The sequence below is a fragment of the Bacillus cereus group sp. RP43 genome (assembly GCF_040459645.1).
GTDB classification, from domain to species: domain Bacteria; phylum Bacillota; class Bacilli; order Bacillales; family Bacillaceae_G; genus Bacillus_A; species Bacillus_A mycoides_C.
In genome coordinates, this window is sequence record NZ_JARVHQ010000001.1 from 4,040,379 (window position 1) to 4,057,299 (window position 16,921).

The window sequence follows — 16,921 nt, forward strand, 5'->3', positions numbered from 1 at the left end:
TATGATTTTGAATTTTATATGACAATTTATTTAATAAAAAGAGCGACTCACATAAATGTAAGCCGCTCTTTTCCCTATTCTTTAATATTTACCCCATACTCTTTAAACCAAACGTGAATTTGAGCTAAGTGAGCTAAAAGTTGAGGCCCTGTCATTAATTGACCGAACCATGGCGTTTGGAATGCACTTCCACCAGACTCAATCAACCCGCTCAATTGCTCCTTATCTAACAATTCATGCAAAATTGAGCCTTTATCCGTTAATAAATCTTGTAGCCATACTGTGACCGCTTTCGTATAGTGCGGATTATGCGTTTTCGGATACGGACTTTTCTTTCTATACAATATATCATTTGGAAGTAATCCTTCTAACGCCTTACGTAATAGACCTTTTTCGCGGTTTTTATACATTTTCATTTCCCAAGGAATATTCCACGCATATTCGACAAGTCGGTGGTCCGCAAATGGAACGCGTACTTCTAAGCTTGCTCCCATACTCATGCGGTCTTTTCTGTCTAATAATGTTGTCATAAACCATACCATGTTTAAATAAAATAATTGTCGTCTCTTCGCTTCTAGTGGGCTTTCTCCCTCTAAAATAGGAACTTCTTGAATAGATTCTTCATAGCGTCTTTGTACATATTGTTGTAAATTTAATTTACTTCTCCATTCTTTCTTCAGAAGTTGTTCACGCGCTTCTGTAGAGCGCATCCATGGGAATGCACTTGATTGTAAATCATCTTCTCTATAAAACCACGGATACCCACCGAATATTTCATCTGCACATTCCCCAGATAAACCGACGACAAAATCTTGTTTAATTTCGCGGCAAAACCATAATAATGAGGAATCGATATCTGCCATACCAGGCAAATCACGAACGAGCACCGCTTCTGTTAAACACTCTGCTAGCAATTCATTTGAAATGACGCAACGATGGTGAGTCGTTTGAAACGTTTCAGTCATTAAGTTAATAAACGGTGCATCTGAATTTGGTTGAAATGCATTTGCTTTAAAATATTTTTCATTGTCTTCATAGTCAATAGAATACGTGTGTAACGGCCCTTTCCCTGATCTTTCATATTCTTTTGCGGCAATTGCTGTTATAGCACTTGAATCTACACCACCTGATAAAAAAGTGCATAATGGTACGTCAGAAACTAATTGTCTCGTAATCGCATCTTGTAATAAAAAACGAGTTTTCTCTACTGTTTCTTCAAATGAATCTTCATGTTTTTTACTTTCCACATTCCAATATCTCCATATACATAAACCGTCTTTTGAGAACGTCATTGCATGACCCGGGCGCAGTTCTTGAATACCAGCATATATACCGTGACCAGGCGTTCTAGATGGTCCGAGGCCGAATATTTCTGACAGACCTTCTAACGTTACTTCCGCCTTCACATCTGGATGCGCTATTATCGCTTTTAACTCTGAACCAAATAATAATCGTCCGCTATCATATTTATAAAATAGTGGCTTCACACCTAATCGATCTCTAGCAATAAAGACTCGTTCATTTTTCTCATCCCATACTGCAAACGCATATATACCGTTTAAATGATCGACACATTCTTCTTTCCATTCAATATAAGAGGCCAATAGTACTTCTGTATCGGAATGCCCTTTAAATGTATAACCTCTTCTTAATAACTCTTTCCGGATATCTTCTGTATTGTAGAGCTCTCCGTTATAGCAAATCGCATAACTAGTTTCATCTTTCAAACAAGTCATGGGTTGTTTACCACCTTCAGGATCTACAACGATTAACCGTTTGTGCCCAAATGCAACGTTCCCTTTAATCCAAACTTTATTATCATCTGGACCGCGTTTCGCTAGCGTTTCCGCCATCTTCGTCACGATGTCCCTTTCCCCTTCTAATGAGCGCTTATAATCCACCCATCCTGTAATCCCGCACATAAGAATCATCCTTCCTAATCTAATATCTGTTTCTGAACGTGCAGTAATCCCCACCCTATGAGTGCGGATACATAAAAACAACAAACTTGACGATAACTAACTATCCATATATGGAATAGCAGTTTCACTGTGTGAAGCGTGTTTTATTGTATGCCCATCTATCTTTAGATGTGTCTAGTTATAAAGAACGTACGAACTGTCCATAACAAGAATAACTATTTCTATAAAAGGAGAAATGAACTATGGTACAACGCAAACATATTTTGTATAACCAGCCGCGCGCTCATTCAATCGGTAATGTGGAATATATAAACAACGAATGGATATTCTTTGATGATGAAAATGATGAGGCTTTTCTATTAGAAGATATTGCCGAAGATGGTTTTGAAATTTTATATAACAACAATTGGCTACCAGCTCGTTTTTATGAACAAGACATATTGCAAATTGCAAATGAACAACACTCTCTCCAAAACGGGGAAATGATAAGAATTCGAAAAAAATTACTTCTTAGCTATAATGAATGGCTTGAGGAGTTACCTGACTCTGTCTTTACATTATTAACCGAATCATTGCAATCCCTTAATTACTCCTTATACGATTGCATGTATTGTCATAATTATTTATCATTCTTATCGAAAGAGGAAGCATGCGAAGGAGTAAATATTCTTTTGTTTGATAATGAAGAAATGATCTGTACATTGCAGCATCATTTCGTACGTCACTCTTCCTCTAATAAAAATATTTTACGATTTACGAAAGTAAACGGAGAAGAGTTGCATCTCGATGCGACATAAAATAAAAAAACCACCTTATCTCCCAAACATTTGAGATCATAAGGTGGTTTTATTTTTAATTAAAATACTTTCCAGCCAATTGGTAATTTCAATCCAAGATAAAATACCGCTACTAGCGCGACAATAAATAATCCCCAAACTGCCCCTGTTGCCTTGTTCTTGCTCATTTTTACAAGAACCATTTCCATTCCACCGATAACTAAAATACCAGCTAGCATTTTCATGCCGTACCACATGTGCATGCTACCTGTTGCCGTCTTCACAATACTCATGTACAACATGAAACCTGTCACAATAATGATAATGTACATAAGGCGAAGCCCCATATGTACACCTTTCCCTTTTCTTCCTGCTGAATAAAGAGAGTACGCTACAAAAAATAAAATTAAACCTAACGCCCATGCTGTAATATGCATATGTACCATCGTATCCCTTACCTCCTCTTTTCACACTTTTTCACTCTATATGATAACATGTTCATTTATTTTCAGGAAATGTTTCGCTTTTTTACATTTAAATGCTATAATATTTAGAGTATTTACAAACTTCTTGTAATAACAAAAGGGGGAACAATCATGATTCAAACTAAGGATATTATCGAACTTACAGACACATACGGAGCAAATAACTATCATCCACTTCCAATCGTTATTTCTAAAGCAGAAGGTGTTTGGGTAGAAGATCCTGAAGGGAACCGCTATATGGACTTATTAAGTGCATATTCTGCAGTAAACCAAGGTCATCGTCACCCGAAAATTATTAATGCTTTAATTGACCAAGCTAATCGTGTTACGTTAACTTCTCGTGCTTTCCATAGCGATCAATTAGGTCCTTGGTACGAAAAAGTTGCGAAACTAACTAATAAAGAAATGGTACTTCCAATGAATACAGGTGCAGAGGCTGTTGAAACTGCAATTAAAACAGCTCGCCGCTGGGCTTATGATGTGAAAAAAGTAGAAGCAAACCGCGCTGAAATCATCGTTTGTGAAGATAACTTCCACGGACGTACGATGGGTGCTGTTTCTATGTCATCAAACGAAGAGTACAAGCGTGGCTTCGGTCCAATGCTTCCTGGCATTATTGTAATTCCTTACGGTGATTTAGAAGCGTTAAAAGCTGCAATCACACCAAATACAGCAGCATTCATTTTAGAGCCAATCCAAGGTGAAGCAGGAATAAACATTCCACCAGCTGGTTTCTTAAAAGAAGCTCTTGAAGTATGTAAAAAAGAAAACGTTTTATTTGTAGCAGATGAAATCCAAACAGGCTTAGGCCGTACTGGTAAAGTATTTGCTTGCGACTGGGACGATGTAACTCCTGACATGTACATACTTGGTAAAGCACTTGGTGGCGGCGTATTCCCAATCTCTTGCGTTGCAGCAAACCGCGACATTTTAGGTGTATTCGAGCCAGGTTCTCACGGTTCTACATTCGGTGGTAACCCACTTGCATGCGCTGTTTCTATCGCAGCTCTTGAAGTGCTAGAAGAAGAAAAATTAACAGAGCGTTCTCTTCAATTAGGAGAAAAATTAGTTGGGCAATTAAAAGAAATTGATAACCCAATGATCACTGACGTTCGCGGTAAAGGTTTATTCATCGGTATCGAATTAAACGAGCCAGCTCGTCCTTACTGTGAACAATTAAAAGCAGCTGGTCTATTATGTAAAGAAACACACGAAAATGTAATTCGTATCGCACCACCTCTAGTAATCTCTGAAGAAGATTTAGAGTGGGCATTCCAAAAAATTAAAGCTGTACTATCTTAATCATAGTGAGGTTGTCCTAAATATAGGACAACCTCTTTCTTTTTTTAGTAATTTACCGTAAAATAAAATTGAATATTCTGTTTTATTCGAAAAGGGGGTAACTGCATGCTATTGAAATACGGTAAACATATTAACTATTTAGCTACAATTTTTATTTCTATGACATTCATCGGCTTCATATTATCTACAACTTTACTCAGTCATTATTCAACTCCTAATACATTCACACTACTTAAAACATCATTTTGGACTGCTGTTTTCCTTACAATTATCGGTTTTGGCCGTGAGAGAAGCGCACTTGCAGTTATGCTAATTGGAATTTGCACTTTAGCATTAATCGGATTGTATATTTTCGCCATTATAGATTACTCCGTTAATCCACGCCCATAGAAAAGAGCTATCTTTTCACAAGATAGCTCTTTTCTCATTTCACTATATTTCTTAGCGTACCAATTCCCTCTACTGTAACAACAACTTCATCACCAGCATGCAAAAACTTCGGTGGTGTAAAACCTTTACCAACACCAGCCGGTGTCCCTGTTGCAATGATATCTCCTGGTTCTAATGTCATGCCTTTACTTATAGTTGAAATAATTTCTTCTACTGAAAAAATCATTTCTCTCGTATTTGAAGTTTGCCTTACTTCTCCATTTACCACTGTTTCAATGTGTAATTCATTCGGCGTTCTAACCATCGATTTATGAATTAAATACGGTCCCATTGGACAAAATGTATCGAAACTTTTCCCTAGGAAAAATTGTTTATGTTTTCTTTGAATATCCCGAGCAGTTACATCATTTATAACTGTATATCCAAAAACATGGTCAAGAGCTTTTTCTATTTTTATTTGTTTCCCTCGCTTACCGATAACGATTGCTAGTTCACCTTCGTAATCAAGTTCATTCGTTGCGTGAGGGTGACCATTAATTTGCTCATCAATTCCAATCACTGTTGTTGGCGCCTTTGTAAAAATCATTATATTTTCAGGGATAGACTCTACTCCGCCCATTTCTACCGCATGCTCACGATAGTTCTTTCCAACACAAAGAATATTTTTTCTCGGCCTTGGAATGGGTGCTAATATTTTCACCTCTGCTAACGGATAATACGCTGATCCCGCATTTTCCTTCGCCCAATTTACAATGTCGCACACTTTCTCAAGACATTCGCTTCCTCTTTCAATACACTCTAACATGGTAATTGGGATAGTAACCTTTTCCCCTTTTTGTCTTTGCGCTTCTCTTAAATGTAATACTTTTTCTTCCTCTTCATCCACAATACCTACAAATACCTTTTCTTCTTTCTTCGCCGTTACAAAACGCAACATTTCCACTCTCCATCCTAAAACTCATACCCTATAATTGTATTCGCATCCTTAAGAAAAAAACCTTCTCACGCACGCTAATTTTTACAATATTCCTCCCTTCTTACATTCGTTCCTCACCCTTCATTTGACATAAAATGTAGAAATTATACTTTTTTTAGCGAAGATGTTTCTTTTTTATGTAATTTTTGTATAATATGTACTAAATATATACATAAAAATTTATTGAGAGATGGAGCCGATTTCAATGTTTGAGCAAGCTATCGAAAAAAAACGCGAAAAAATGATCTATTTTGCTGAACGCTACGGAATGACTTCTCAAAAAACAGTGAATTGTAGCCAAGAACTGGACAGGCTCTTAAATGTTATTTGGCATATACACACAGATTGCACGCACACTCAAATGTTCGAAACACATACGCAATAGCGTATGTGTTTCTTTTATTTCAAAAAAATACACATTTTATTGAAAACGCCCATACAATAGTAGAAAAGAAAATTTAAAAAATGAAAGGTGTTTTGTATGCCAGCTATGGTCGGACATATTCGTATCGTTAATATTGGATCAAGTGGTATTTTTCATATTGGAGATGTATTTGCGATTAGGCCTATTAGTTATTCACGCGCTTTTGCCGGAGCCGGTTCATTTAACGTTGGGGATAACGTCTCTGTCTACAATTATCAAAGCTCAACGACTGTCAATGATTCAGATGTAATCGATCAAGCAATAATTGGTTCGAACTAAAGGAGGCGATTGCATTGAATTTTTATGTGAACCAAAGTATCATCATTAACAGCATTAAAATCGATAGCATTACGACCTCTTCCGTTTTTCAAATTGGAACTGCAGGTAGTATTAAAGCTCTTTCTAAATTCTCAAATACTGGCGGATTTACAGAACCTCTTCGCCCTTTAAGTGCGAAAGGACAAATTATTTCCATTAAACCTTCAACTAGTTCTTCTTAAGGCATCCTTGTCATAAATATATAGCAGGAATATATATACCCTCCCTATTGAGAAGGAGGTTTCACAAAATGAATCAAGATATATACACTTACCTACACCAACTTCAGCAAGCTCTCCAAATACAGCAGCAAACTATTCTAAATCTTGAAGATCAAGTTCGCCTACTACAAGAAGAGCTTAATGAGTTAAAAAGTCGTCCCTCCTCTTCTATAGGAAAAGTGGAATATAAATTCGATCAATTAAAAGTAGAAAATTTAAACGGCACTTTAAATATTGGCTTGAATCCATTTTCAACAAAAGGGCAACAGATTGAAGATTTCCAAGTGGATACAGAAACATTAAAAGTAAATCCTGAAACAGAAACAAATCCAGACTTTTATCAAGGTATCCTTCAAGAAATGCATCGCTATTTAGATGAAGAAGCATATAGTCGAATTCTCCATTTTGAACAAGAAGAGAGAACGCCGCTTGATGAGATGTATCGACAAATGATGGTGGATGACATAAAAAAACAGATGGAACATAGACTTCCGTATTATTTATCACAAGTTCAATCGTATGAAGGTATTTCCACAGATCCCGATTATTTACGAGACGTTATTATTCAAGCAATGAAACAAGATATCGATAAAGCGTTCCTTTCCTTTATTCAACACATACCGGGCAATTTCCGAAAGGAGTAAGTATGTATGAACTTAAATGTTGTAAACCGTGAGTTAAAAGTAGGGCAGATTAAAATGAACGGGGTTTCTTCTTCCGCATTATTTTTAATTGGAGATGCAAACCTTCTCATCCTTTCTTCTATTCTTGATACGCCATTTGAATCCGTTACCGAGGGGCCATTTGTACCATTAGTAACAGATGTCCCTCCGACTCCAGGTTGAGGAGAGGAAAAATTATGCTCCGTCATACTTCAATTGTACAAAATGTTTCTATCGTTTCTATGGGGGTTGCAGCTGTCTTCCAGGCCGGGGATTCTAATCAAATAGAATTAAAAAATAGAGCGATTATCGTTCATCGAGAAATCCCTTGTTATATAAAAGGTGAAGGTCGTTTTGATGCGTTTGAAATCTTTACAGATGAACACATTACAATTCCAAAGCGAACAACAGATGTAAGAATGAATATTGTAAATGAGTGCCCTTTTATTGAAGTAAATGATGTTCACTTGCGAACAATTTTAAATTCCGCGTGCTTCCAAATCGGCAATGTTGACTATGTTTTTAATAATTCTCGCACGCTACAAATCCGCCAATTTATTACTGATGAACCTTCCTCTAAATAATTCATATAGTAATTAAAAAGCTTAGCAAAGTAGGTGGATGGTATGCCTTCGGTTGTGGGAAATCTTGTCGTTCAAAACAGTAACGGCTCTTTCAACTTAGGAGATTTTTATAACGTGTCTCCGAAAGAAAATACGAAAGCTTATAACGGGTCTGGAGCTTCCAATGTTGGATTTGTCGTCAATACTTTTAGCGGCGTGAGTGCAACAAATACATTCGATTCGGACGTTGCAGACCAAGATCAGATTGGAACAGCGTAAAAAAAGAAACAGCCCGAGCTCTATATTGTATAGAGCTAAGGCTGTTTCTTCTATTTTTTTAACATCTTACATATTTACGTTTGAACCCTAGTCTCCCTCTATCAAGTTCTTTATGAATACTTTCGTAAGCATTTAGAAAACTGCTTTTCTTCTTTTCTCGTTTTAGTTCTACTATGCCTACTTCTCTTGCCGTTTCAACTGCCTTTTCATGTAGCGGCACATATGAAATCCCCACGGTGTTTAGAAAATTATTCATAGCGGATTTCGTTCGTTCTGGTGCATCGTGAATTGTATTTTTCACAACTTCTAGCATATTGGCAATCTTGCTTTCGGAAAATTCATTGTCTTTTCGATTCCCTAAAAGCCAGCAGTAGCAACTCCAGCCCGCTGACATTCTTAGTTCGTCACCACTTGCAATCCATTTATCAGCCACGTCTTGTGCAAAATCTGATTCTGATAAAGTTACTGCCACCACGTAATCGGACAGCATATAAAAGTACGCTCCATCCATCCAACGATCAAAATCCGATTCATTCATAGTTTTTGGGTCTGCGATAATGCCTGCAAAGTACATTGCATCGTAGTTACCTGTAGCATAAAGCTCTTCAGCTAAACTTTGATTGATTTTTATTTTCTTTGCGATTGGTTTCATAGCACCTGTAGCTACACCAAAAAGTGGATCCTTTGCACCATTAGATATGTATATTTTTTTAGTTCGTTCCTTACCGAGAGTTTCAAGCTCTTGCATTACTGTTTCAAAATCCATCGTGTTGCACTTCCTTCCTTAATATTATAATTAATTCACTTATCTTCTTTATCAAGTTCTCTACACTTCATAAATTCATCTTTTACAGCGTTTTTTCCATCGATTTACGATTTTCAAAATGAGATTTCGTTATACGTGTTTATCCAGCTAATTAATACCGATTATATAAACTAATCATTAGTGAAGATACTACTCCCCACTAATGATTAGTTTTTCTTTATTTAAATGATAATCCCTTATCTTCTAAAGCCGTTCTCAATTTAGGTAAAGATGCTGGCCCTATACCGTGCAGTTTCAAAATTTCTTTTTCACTGTACTTTGAAAGTTCTTCTAAAGTATGAATTCCATAATGTTCTAACGCTCGCCTTGCTGGTGCTGAAAGAAGAGAAAGAAAGCCTTCTTTTGGCTTTCTCTCTTTCTCACAGGTTGGGCAAGTTGGACAATCGCTACTTTTGTAGTACTCGTGTCCTTGATCACAGGTTCTTAACGTCGCCATAATCCATAATCCCTCTCTAAGCTCTATTCCTCAATATTTACAACATGATTCCCATCAAAGAAATATAAACATTTCTCTTTCACAGGATGTTGTAAGCTTTTCTCGAGTGCTTTTGCATATAGTGATAGTTGTACTTTGTATCGATCTTCTAAAATTGGTTTCGCTTGATCGAATCCGCCTGGGAATTTCCCTTCAATCGTATCTGTTTTAAAGTCGATTAACGTAATTCCGTCTTCCTCTTCGATCATGCAGTCGATAACCCCTTGGACAAGTATTGATTCGCCTTTCTTCCCTTGCCAATCTTGATACGCTTCTTCTGCTGAAAGCATCATCGTAAATGGTACTTCACGCTCTACACTTTTCGCGGCTAATACTCTTTTACCAAGATTACTTTCAAAGAATGAAATTACTTTTTCAATCGCTATTTCTTCAGCTTGCTCAAATGTTAATAGTTCTTTATTTACCATTCTTGCAATTTGTTCTTGAAGAACTTCAATTGTAATTGGTTTCTTCAAGTCTACATGTTGCATAACAGCATGGACTGCTGTCCCTCGCTCTGCGTATGTTAGTCCTTTTTTCTCCATAAAGCGCGGGCGTGTTTTAATTGGTGCACGAAGTTTTTTAATAAAAGCGTTATCGCTGCCTTCTTCAGATTGATAATTTCTCTTTATCTCTGTAACAGATTGTTTCGCACGGTGAGATGTCGCGTCCTCATACCCGTATTCCCACATTAATCTGTCGTACACTTCTTCTTTTCGTTCACTCTCTAACGGAACAGCCTTTTTCTCACGAAGCGCTTCTAGCAATTCTTGTTTCTCTTCTTGAACTGGTTCTGGTGCAAGTAGATCTTTTCCTTCAACAACTTCTACTTTCCAGCTAGTATCATACCCATAAATTTCACCTGGAATATTTCCTTGTCCTAATTCCAGAAGCATTTCACTATCACGGTGCCTATACAGTGACGGCGCAATCCAATCTAAATAACATGACGCTCCCGCGCGTATATGATCTGGTAATAACCACTCACTATGTTCCCGTGCATCAAGCCATTTTTCCATTTCTTTATTTGCATCCTTAACTGTTCCAATTAAAATTAACTTCTCTTTCGCACGTGTTAAAGCTACGTATAATACACGCATTTCTTCTGCTATTAATTCCATCTTCATTTTACGCTTAATCGCTAGTTGCGATAATGTCGTATATTTAATTCGTTTACGCGGATCGATAAATTGTGAACCGAAACCGAAATCTTTATGAAGTAAGAAACGCTTCATTAAATCTTGTGTATTAAAACGGCGACCCAGTCCAGCTACAAATACGACTGGGAACTCTAGCCCTTTACTTTTATGAATCGTCATAATGCGAACTACGTCTTCTTGTTCACCGAGAGCTCTCGCCGTTCCCATATCATCACCGCGTTCTAAAATACGCTCAATAAAGCGTAAGAAGCGGAATAATCCTCTAAACGATGTTGCTTCATATTGTCTTGCACGGTCATAAAGTACACGCAGGTTTGCTTGTCTTTGCTTTCCGGCTGGTAAACCGCCAACAAAGTCGTAATACCCTGTCTCACCGTACACTTTCCAAATTAAATCAGAAAGTGACTGTTGACGCGCGAATTCACGCCATCCTTGCAGTAAGTTATAAAACCACTCTAATTTATCATGAAGTTCTTGTTCCTCATCAAGTGGTGCCCCTTTTAAGAATGAACTCATCACTTCATAAAACGAACCTTTCTTTCCATGAGCACGAAGCGTCGCAAGTTCTTCGTCATTTAGTCCAACGATCGGTGAACGAAGTACAGCTGCAAGCGGTATATCTTGCATCGGATTATCAATAACGCGGAATACGTTCATCATAATATTTACTTCTGTCGCTTCAAAGTAACCAGTCGCAAGGTCAGCATATACTGGAATTCCTTGTAGTTTTAACTCTTCCATAATTTGTGGTGCCCACGGCATGGAGCGAAGTAAAATAACGAAATCACGATATTGTACTTGGCGCATACTATCAGTTTTACGGTCATACACTTCATAACCTGAATCGACCATCGCTTTAATACGCTGCGCCATAAGACGAGCTTCCAGCTGCGCTTTTTCTACTTCGGCACCTTCTTCTCCGTCTTGCACTTCTTCTTCCGTTTGCTGAATACATAATAGCTCTGCCGCTACATCTTCACCTTCTGGATAGCTAGCACCTAGCTTTAATTCAGCGTCAGCATCATAATCGATTTCTCCGACTTCTTCGCCCATAATTTGTTTGAAGATAAAGTTCGTACCTGCTAGCACTTCATGACGGCTACGGAAGTTTTTCGCTAAGTCAATCTTCATTCCGCCGTCCAATCCTTCTTGTGTGAAACGTTTATATTTTCCTAAGAATAAACCAGGCTCTGCTAGTCGGAAACGATAGATTGACTGTTTTACGTCACCAACCATGAACAAGTTTCCTTCACTCTCAGAATCTTTCGTTACGAATTTAATAATTGATTCCTGTACAAAGTTCGTATCTTGATATTCATCGACTAGTACTTCAGCAAATTTATTACGATATTGAAGTGCTACTGCTGACGGCTTCATTTCACCGTCTTCACTTTGCTCACTTAAAATTTGCAAACAGAAATGCTCTAAATCTGTGAAATCGACCATTCCTTTATCTCGCTTAATCGCTTGGAAACGCTCTGTAAATACTTTTACAAGCTTCACAAGCTTTTCTAATACAGGATGCATATCTTGAAAATCTCGTAAGAAACTTTCGGGTCTGCGGCTAAATAACTCTTCTTGTAATTTCTTTACTTCATCTTTCGCTTTATTACGAAGAGAATCCACTTGCTTTACAACATCTTCGTTGTAATCACTTTTCTTAATACGCTTTAATGTTTGCCAAGATACATTTTGCATCGCTTCATAAACGCTTGTCCACGACCCACGAGCTGCTGATGATAACGTTCCAAGTAAAGCTAAATCCGCTTGCAGGGTTTCAACGCGAGGCGCTGGGCCATCAGGAAGCATTGCGAGTTCAGTCGCTTTACGAATATGCTCTTCCGCTGTTTCAAGCTGGAATTTCACATCTTCTAATAAGTAAGAAGCGTACACTAAATCTTCAATCGTCTTTCCTTCAACGTCGTATGCTTCTACTAATTTATCAAGCCACTTCTCCGGATTTGGATGCGCTCTTGATTCTGTATGAAGCGCTAAAATCATTCGTTGTAAGTCATCGTCACTACGGTCACTCGTATAACGATCAACTAATTCAAAGAAAATACTATTATCTTCGATTCCATACTCTTCTTCTAATATGTCATCTAGCACTTCTTCTTTTAATAACTCATTTTCTGTTTGGTTCGCAATACGAAAGCGAGGATCGACATCAAGCATGTAATAATATCCTCTAATAACTTGTAAACAAAATGAATGAATTGTAGAAATGGAAGCTTTATTTAATAAGCTAAGCTGTTTTCTTATATGCTGTGAACCTGGCCCATCAATTAATACTTTTTCTAACGCTTCCCCAATTCGATTTTTCATTTCTTGCGCCGCTGCATTCGTAAATGTTACAACGAGCAGGCGGTCGACATCGACTGGATTTTCCTCACTTATAATCTTTTTAATAATACGTTCAACTAATACTGCTGTTTTTCCTGATCCAGCTGCCGCTGCGACTAAAATATCACGTCCGTTCGCTACAACCGCTTTCCACTGATCATATGTCCATTGACTACCTTCTGGTTTCTCAGGCCAATTTTCTATCATTCTCCGCCAACCTCCTCTCTAATTTTCTCCATTGCTTCGCTATCTTTCATATCTTTTAACATACGGAATTGGTTATCTTCAAGTGATTCATCAAATTGACAAACAGATTTGAAGTTACAGAACGTACATGCCGCTTTATTCCCCTTTTTGTAAGGAGCAATATCGATAACACCTTCTGTTATGTCTTTTCCGATATTTTCAAACGAGTGATGTACATATTTTTGAAGTACGTTAAACTCTTGTTCACTTGCAATGCTAGAACGCGCACTAAAACTACCATCTTTTTTCAGACCAGCAGAAATAATATCAGAGCTTCCTGTTGAAAGTTTATTATCCATTAAACGCACAACGTCAGCATCTCCTAGTACGAGCCCTTTCATTTTAAATTTCTTTAAAATTTCTTTCTCAATTTCTTCTTCAGATGCATCGCCTTTCATCTCAACAATCGGGTTATGAATATGGAAATACAATACACCCGCCGGTGATGCAGTACTGCCCTTTTTCATCCACGTATGTGCATTTGCAGTAACAACATCTAAATACGTTAACATTTGAAGTGCGAGTCCGTAATACACTTCTGTTAAATCTAACGCTTTCGAACTTGATTTATAATCAATAATACGAAGGAACGTACCACTCTCATCTTCCGCTTTATCAACACGGTCAATACGGCCAACTACTTCCATCTTCACACCATTTGGCAACGCAAATTCCATTGGCGGAAGCGATCCTGTCCCGCCCATACCGAACGGTACTTCTAAATCAACCGGTACAAAGCCACTCGACTTCGCATGTTCACGAAGAATAAGCGATGTACGGAAAATGATTTGTTGTAGTTTTTGTTTTAAATAGAAATGACGGTTTGAACTTAATAAAATTTGTCTTTGTAATAACGGTGCAATTTCTTCTATTACTAAAGTAGATAGATGCTCACACTCTTTTATTGATAAATCCGCCCAAGTACGATTTTCACGTAATAGCTTGTCTGCAATTCTCTTCAGCGCTGCATGGAATAATTCACCGATATCTGGCGCATCAAGTTTGAAAATATCACGCTCTCTTAGCGATAAACCGTGCTGAGCAAAATGAGCGTACGCACAGCGATTAAATAGTTCCATACGAGAAACGCTTCCCTTAATTGTATCTCCATATAAATCCCTACTTACATCTGTACTTAGTTTCTGTGCACGATTTCGGTAGAATAAACTCGATAACACGCGGCTACTTTTTTGCTTCCATTCATCTGAAGTAACGTAGAAGTTATATACATCCCACCAAAAGTCTAAATTGCCTTCAAATCCGTATCGCTTCCACGTTTGCAGTTGCTGCATTACGTAAGACAACGTTACTTCTGGCGTTGCTACATATGAAATTTGTTCCGAACGCGATAAGTCATTTACATCGTTCGTAATAAACGATTCTTTCACATCCGGGAACATTCTTTTTATTTTCTTAATAAAACTAGAAGCAAGTAACGTCTTTCCTTCTTCATCCGCAAGCGGACAGGAAATGTATAACTTCTCAGATGCTCTCGTCACCATTTGATACATAACGAACTGTTCTTCTAATAAAGTTTGTCTCGTCGTTGGTGCTAATTCGATACCTGCAGCGGTGAGAACATTTCTTTCCTCATCAGAAAGCATACCTTCATCCATAGGCGCTGCTGGAATCACTCCTTCATTTACTCCAATAATGAACGTCGCTTTAACATCTGATAATCTAGAATGATCAATGTTAGCAACTAACACTTGATCTAGTGACGGCGGAATGTTCGCAAATTGAAGTGCCTCAAGACCCGTCGTCATTACATCAGTGAACATAGACAGGGACATCTTCTCTTCGCCAAGCATCTCAACGAACGTATCAAGAAGGCTCATCACTTCTTCCCATACTTGCTCATGGTCTGTCGCAAATAAGAAATCTCCGCTTTCTTCTGCACGAATACGTAATGCTGCTAGTTTTTTCGGAACGTCAAGCTCCTCTAAAAATAAATATACCGCTTCGCACATTTGCATAACTGTTCCAGCACGCTTCAGTCTTTTTTGCATACGAATAACTGGCGTTCTTACAACGTCGCGAAGTCGATTTATTTTCTCTTCCATTTCACGCTCACTGTCTGTTATCATTTCGCTCGCATCATCAAGAGAACGATAACGACGATACATCCACGGATCTTCAGAAGTCCATCGCTTCCCTTGTACACCGTACGCTAAACAGTAGTTTTCAAACTCATCCATCTCTTCGCGCATCGCTTCTTTTCTTACGTCTAGTGGATATAAGAGCTCTGTTTTCACACAGCGGAACACTGCATCATAACGCCAATTCCCGCTAATAATCTCGAGTGCCGAACGAATACATTCTACTAGCGGATGATGTGACATCGGGCGTTTTTCATCGATGAAATGCGGGATATTATAATCTGTAAATAACGTTCGCATTACATCATAATAACTTTCTCCGTTACGAAGAAGTACTGCGATATCTCGGTAACGATAGTCTTCATCCGCCACAAGTCTTCGAATTTCACGAGCAACACCTTCTACTTCAGCTCGTAAATTAGCTGCTGTACTAATTGTCACACTCGCTTCACCGTGAAACTTTTCATTTGGACGCGCTTCGTAATGCATTTCTAAATGCGCTAATGCTTGCGAATGAAAACGCGGCTGTTCCATAAGGGGAATTGTTTTTTCAACTTCTATTTTCTCTTCACGAGCTACTTGTTTTATTCTTTCATACGTTAACGTCGTTTCATAAAATAAATCTAGTTCATTCACTGGCTGCGCTAACGTTTTTTCATCTATCGTTAATGTTATTGTTACTCTAGTTCCTAATCTCATTAGCCCTCTAACGATTTCTAGCTCTTGAGGAGAAAATGAATGGAATCCATCTATATAAATTTCCGCGCCTTTTACATACTCAGAGTCTGAAAGCTTCTCAATTAATAATTGTAAGTAGTCTTCTGAATCTAAATACTTTCCGATTAAAGCACGTTCAAAATCATCATATAGTAACTGTAAATCATACACTTTATTCGCTAGTAGTTTTTGCTCTGCACTACTGCTATGCGTGTCTAATTGTTGCCACATTTCATATACGTTAGACGGCGTCACATTGTAACGTTTAAACTCCGCAATCATACTACCAAGATGTTCAAAGAAACCGTTTTGCTCCGCTGCTTTTTGAAACACAGATAGTCCATCTTTACGAGATTCTACAATTTTACGAAGCAACATATGTACACCAGCTTCATCAATATGAAGACGACTCGCTCCGCCAACTTCTTGCAGCACCTTCCACGCTAATCGCGAAAAACTAAAAACTTGTGCCCGAATAGAACCTCTTACATCTTCGCTCCCAATTAACGCCTGCTGCGTTTGGAATGTCATCTGTTCTGGCACAAGATATAATATTGTTTTCCCTCTTGGACGCTGCTTTAACTCTTCTTGCACTTCGTGTAAACAAAGTGTACTTTTTCCACTTCCAGCTCTACCAATCACAAATCGAAGTGACATGTAACCCCACCTTTCACTTACATAACGAACGTTAGTTTGCTACCATAATTGTATTATAGGACACGAAAAAAGACAAACTG

General features: G+C 38.0%; 17 protein-coding genes. 10 read left to right on the top strand and 7 right to left on the bottom strand.

Features of this window, described 5'->3' with window-relative positions:
• Window positions 1-74: 74 nt before the first annotated feature.
• Entirely contained in the window at window positions 75-1,922 is a 1,848-nt protein-coding gene (asnB, locus tag QCI75_RS21095) for an asparagine synthase (glutamine-hydrolyzing) (protein ID WP_353761112.1), read from the bottom strand.
• Window positions 1,923-2,164: 242 nt separating this feature from the next.
• Here asnB and QCI75_RS21100 point away from each other — a divergent pair, with 242 nt between their 5' ends.
• Entirely contained in the window at window positions 2,165-2,719 is a 555-nt protein-coding gene (locus QCI75_RS21100; protein ID WP_144505936.1) for a DUF2777 domain-containing protein, read from the top strand.
• Window positions 2,720-2,778: 59 nt separating this feature from the next.
• Here the strand turns inward: QCI75_RS21100 and QCI75_RS21105 are convergent, their stop codons facing one another.
• Window positions 2,779-3,144 (bottom strand): YisL family protein, encoded by a 366-nt coding sequence (locus QCI75_RS21105; protein ID WP_002201404.1) that lies wholly within the window; start codon window positions 3,142-3,144, stop codon window positions 2,779-2,781.
• Window positions 3,145-3,294: 150 nt separating this feature from the next.
• Here QCI75_RS21105 and rocD point away from each other — a divergent pair, with 150 nt between their 5' ends.
• Both rocD and QCI75_RS21115 read left to right on the top strand, forming a co-directional pair.
• Entirely contained in the window at window positions 3,295-4,485 is a 1,191-nt protein-coding gene (gene rocD / locus QCI75_RS21110) for an ornithine aminotransferase (protein ID WP_000616647.1), read from the top strand.
• A 105-nt stretch (window positions 4,486-4,590) separates the two neighbouring features.
• The gene (locus QCI75_RS21115) at window positions 4,591-4,875 is read left to right on the top strand and encodes a hypothetical protein (protein WP_002149887.1); all 285 of its coding nucleotides are present in this window, start codon (window positions 4,591-4,593) and stop codon (window positions 4,873-4,875) included.
• Between the two features lie 34 nt (window positions 4,876-4,909).
• On the opposite strand, the gene QCI75_RS21120 is transcribed toward QCI75_RS21115, so the two are convergent.
• On the bottom strand, window positions 4,910-5,812 hold the full coding sequence (locus QCI75_RS21120) for a fumarylacetoacetate hydrolase family protein (RefSeq protein WP_070141250.1): 903 nt from the start codon (window positions 5,810-5,812) through the stop codon (window positions 4,910-4,912).
• Between the two features lie 244 nt (window positions 5,813-6,056).
• On the opposite strand from QCI75_RS21120, the gene QCI75_RS21125 reads away from it, so the two are divergent.
• From QCI75_RS21125 to gerPF, 7 genes are all read left to right on the top strand, one after another.
• Complete coding sequence (locus tag QCI75_RS21125) at window positions 6,057-6,236, top strand: aspartyl-phosphate phosphatase Spo0E family protein (RefSeq protein ID WP_144505935.1); 180 nt, start codon at window positions 6,057-6,059, stop codon at window positions 6,234-6,236.
• 96 nt (window positions 6,237-6,332) lie between these two features.
• Window positions 6,333-6,554, top strand: coding sequence for a spore germination protein GerPA (gene gerPA, locus QCI75_RS21130; RefSeq protein WP_001111190.1), 222 nt, complete (start codon window positions 6,333-6,335; stop codon window positions 6,552-6,554).
• Between the two features lie 14 nt (window positions 6,555-6,568).
• On the top strand, window positions 6,569-6,775 hold the full coding sequence (gerPB, locus tag QCI75_RS21135) for a spore germination protein GerPB (protein WP_002116962.1): 207 nt from the start codon (window positions 6,569-6,571) through the stop codon (window positions 6,773-6,775).
• A 68-nt stretch (window positions 6,776-6,843) separates the two neighbouring features.
• Complete coding sequence (gene gerPC / locus QCI75_RS21140; protein WP_144505934.1) at window positions 6,844-7,458, top strand: spore germination protein GerPC; 615 nt, start codon at window positions 6,844-6,846, stop codon at window positions 7,456-7,458.
• A gap of 6 nt (window positions 7,459-7,464) precedes the next feature.
• On the top strand, window positions 7,465-7,659 hold the full coding sequence (gene gerPD / locus QCI75_RS21145) for a spore germination protein GerPD (protein WP_001052805.1): 195 nt from the start codon (window positions 7,465-7,467) through the stop codon (window positions 7,657-7,659).
• A 14-nt stretch (window positions 7,660-7,673) separates the two neighbouring features.
• Complete coding sequence (locus QCI75_RS21150; RefSeq protein ID WP_144505932.1) at window positions 7,674-8,060, top strand: spore germination protein GerPE; 387 nt, start codon at window positions 7,674-7,676, stop codon at window positions 8,058-8,060.
• A 42-nt stretch (window positions 8,061-8,102) separates the two neighbouring features.
• Complete coding sequence (gerPF, locus tag QCI75_RS21155; protein WP_001141570.1) at window positions 8,103-8,318, top strand: spore germination protein GerPF; 216 nt, start codon at window positions 8,103-8,105, stop codon at window positions 8,316-8,318.
• Between the two features lie 58 nt (window positions 8,319-8,376).
• Here gerPF and QCI75_RS21160 read toward each other — a convergent pair whose 3' ends face one another.
• From QCI75_RS21160 to addB, 4 genes are all read right to left on the bottom strand, one after another.
• On the bottom strand, window positions 8,377-9,084 hold the full coding sequence (locus tag QCI75_RS21160; RefSeq protein WP_144505931.1) for a DNA alkylation repair protein: 708 nt from the start codon (window positions 9,082-9,084) through the stop codon (window positions 8,377-8,379).
• Between the two features lie 217 nt (window positions 9,085-9,301).
• Window positions 9,302-9,580: an RNA polymerase alpha subunit C-terminal domain-containing protein gene (locus tag QCI75_RS21165; protein ID WP_105584288.1), complete on the bottom strand. Its 279-nt coding sequence runs from the start codon at window positions 9,578-9,580 to the stop codon at window positions 9,302-9,304.
• A gap of 23 nt (window positions 9,581-9,603) precedes the next feature.
• Window positions 9,604-13,329 carry a helicase-exonuclease AddAB subunit AddA gene (gene addA / locus QCI75_RS21170; RefSeq protein WP_353761113.1) on the bottom strand — a complete coding sequence of 1,242 codons (3,726 nt, stop codon included), beginning with the start codon at window positions 13,327-13,329 and terminating at the stop codon, window positions 9,604-9,606.
• Window positions 13,326-16,841 carry a helicase-exonuclease AddAB subunit AddB gene (addB, locus tag QCI75_RS21175; protein WP_353761114.1) on the bottom strand — a complete coding sequence of 1,172 codons (3,516 nt, stop codon included), beginning with the start codon at window positions 16,839-16,841 and terminating at the stop codon, window positions 13,326-13,328. Before addB ends, addA begins: the two co-directional genes overlap by 4 nt.
• Between the last annotated feature and the right edge of the window lie 80 nt (window positions 16,842-16,921).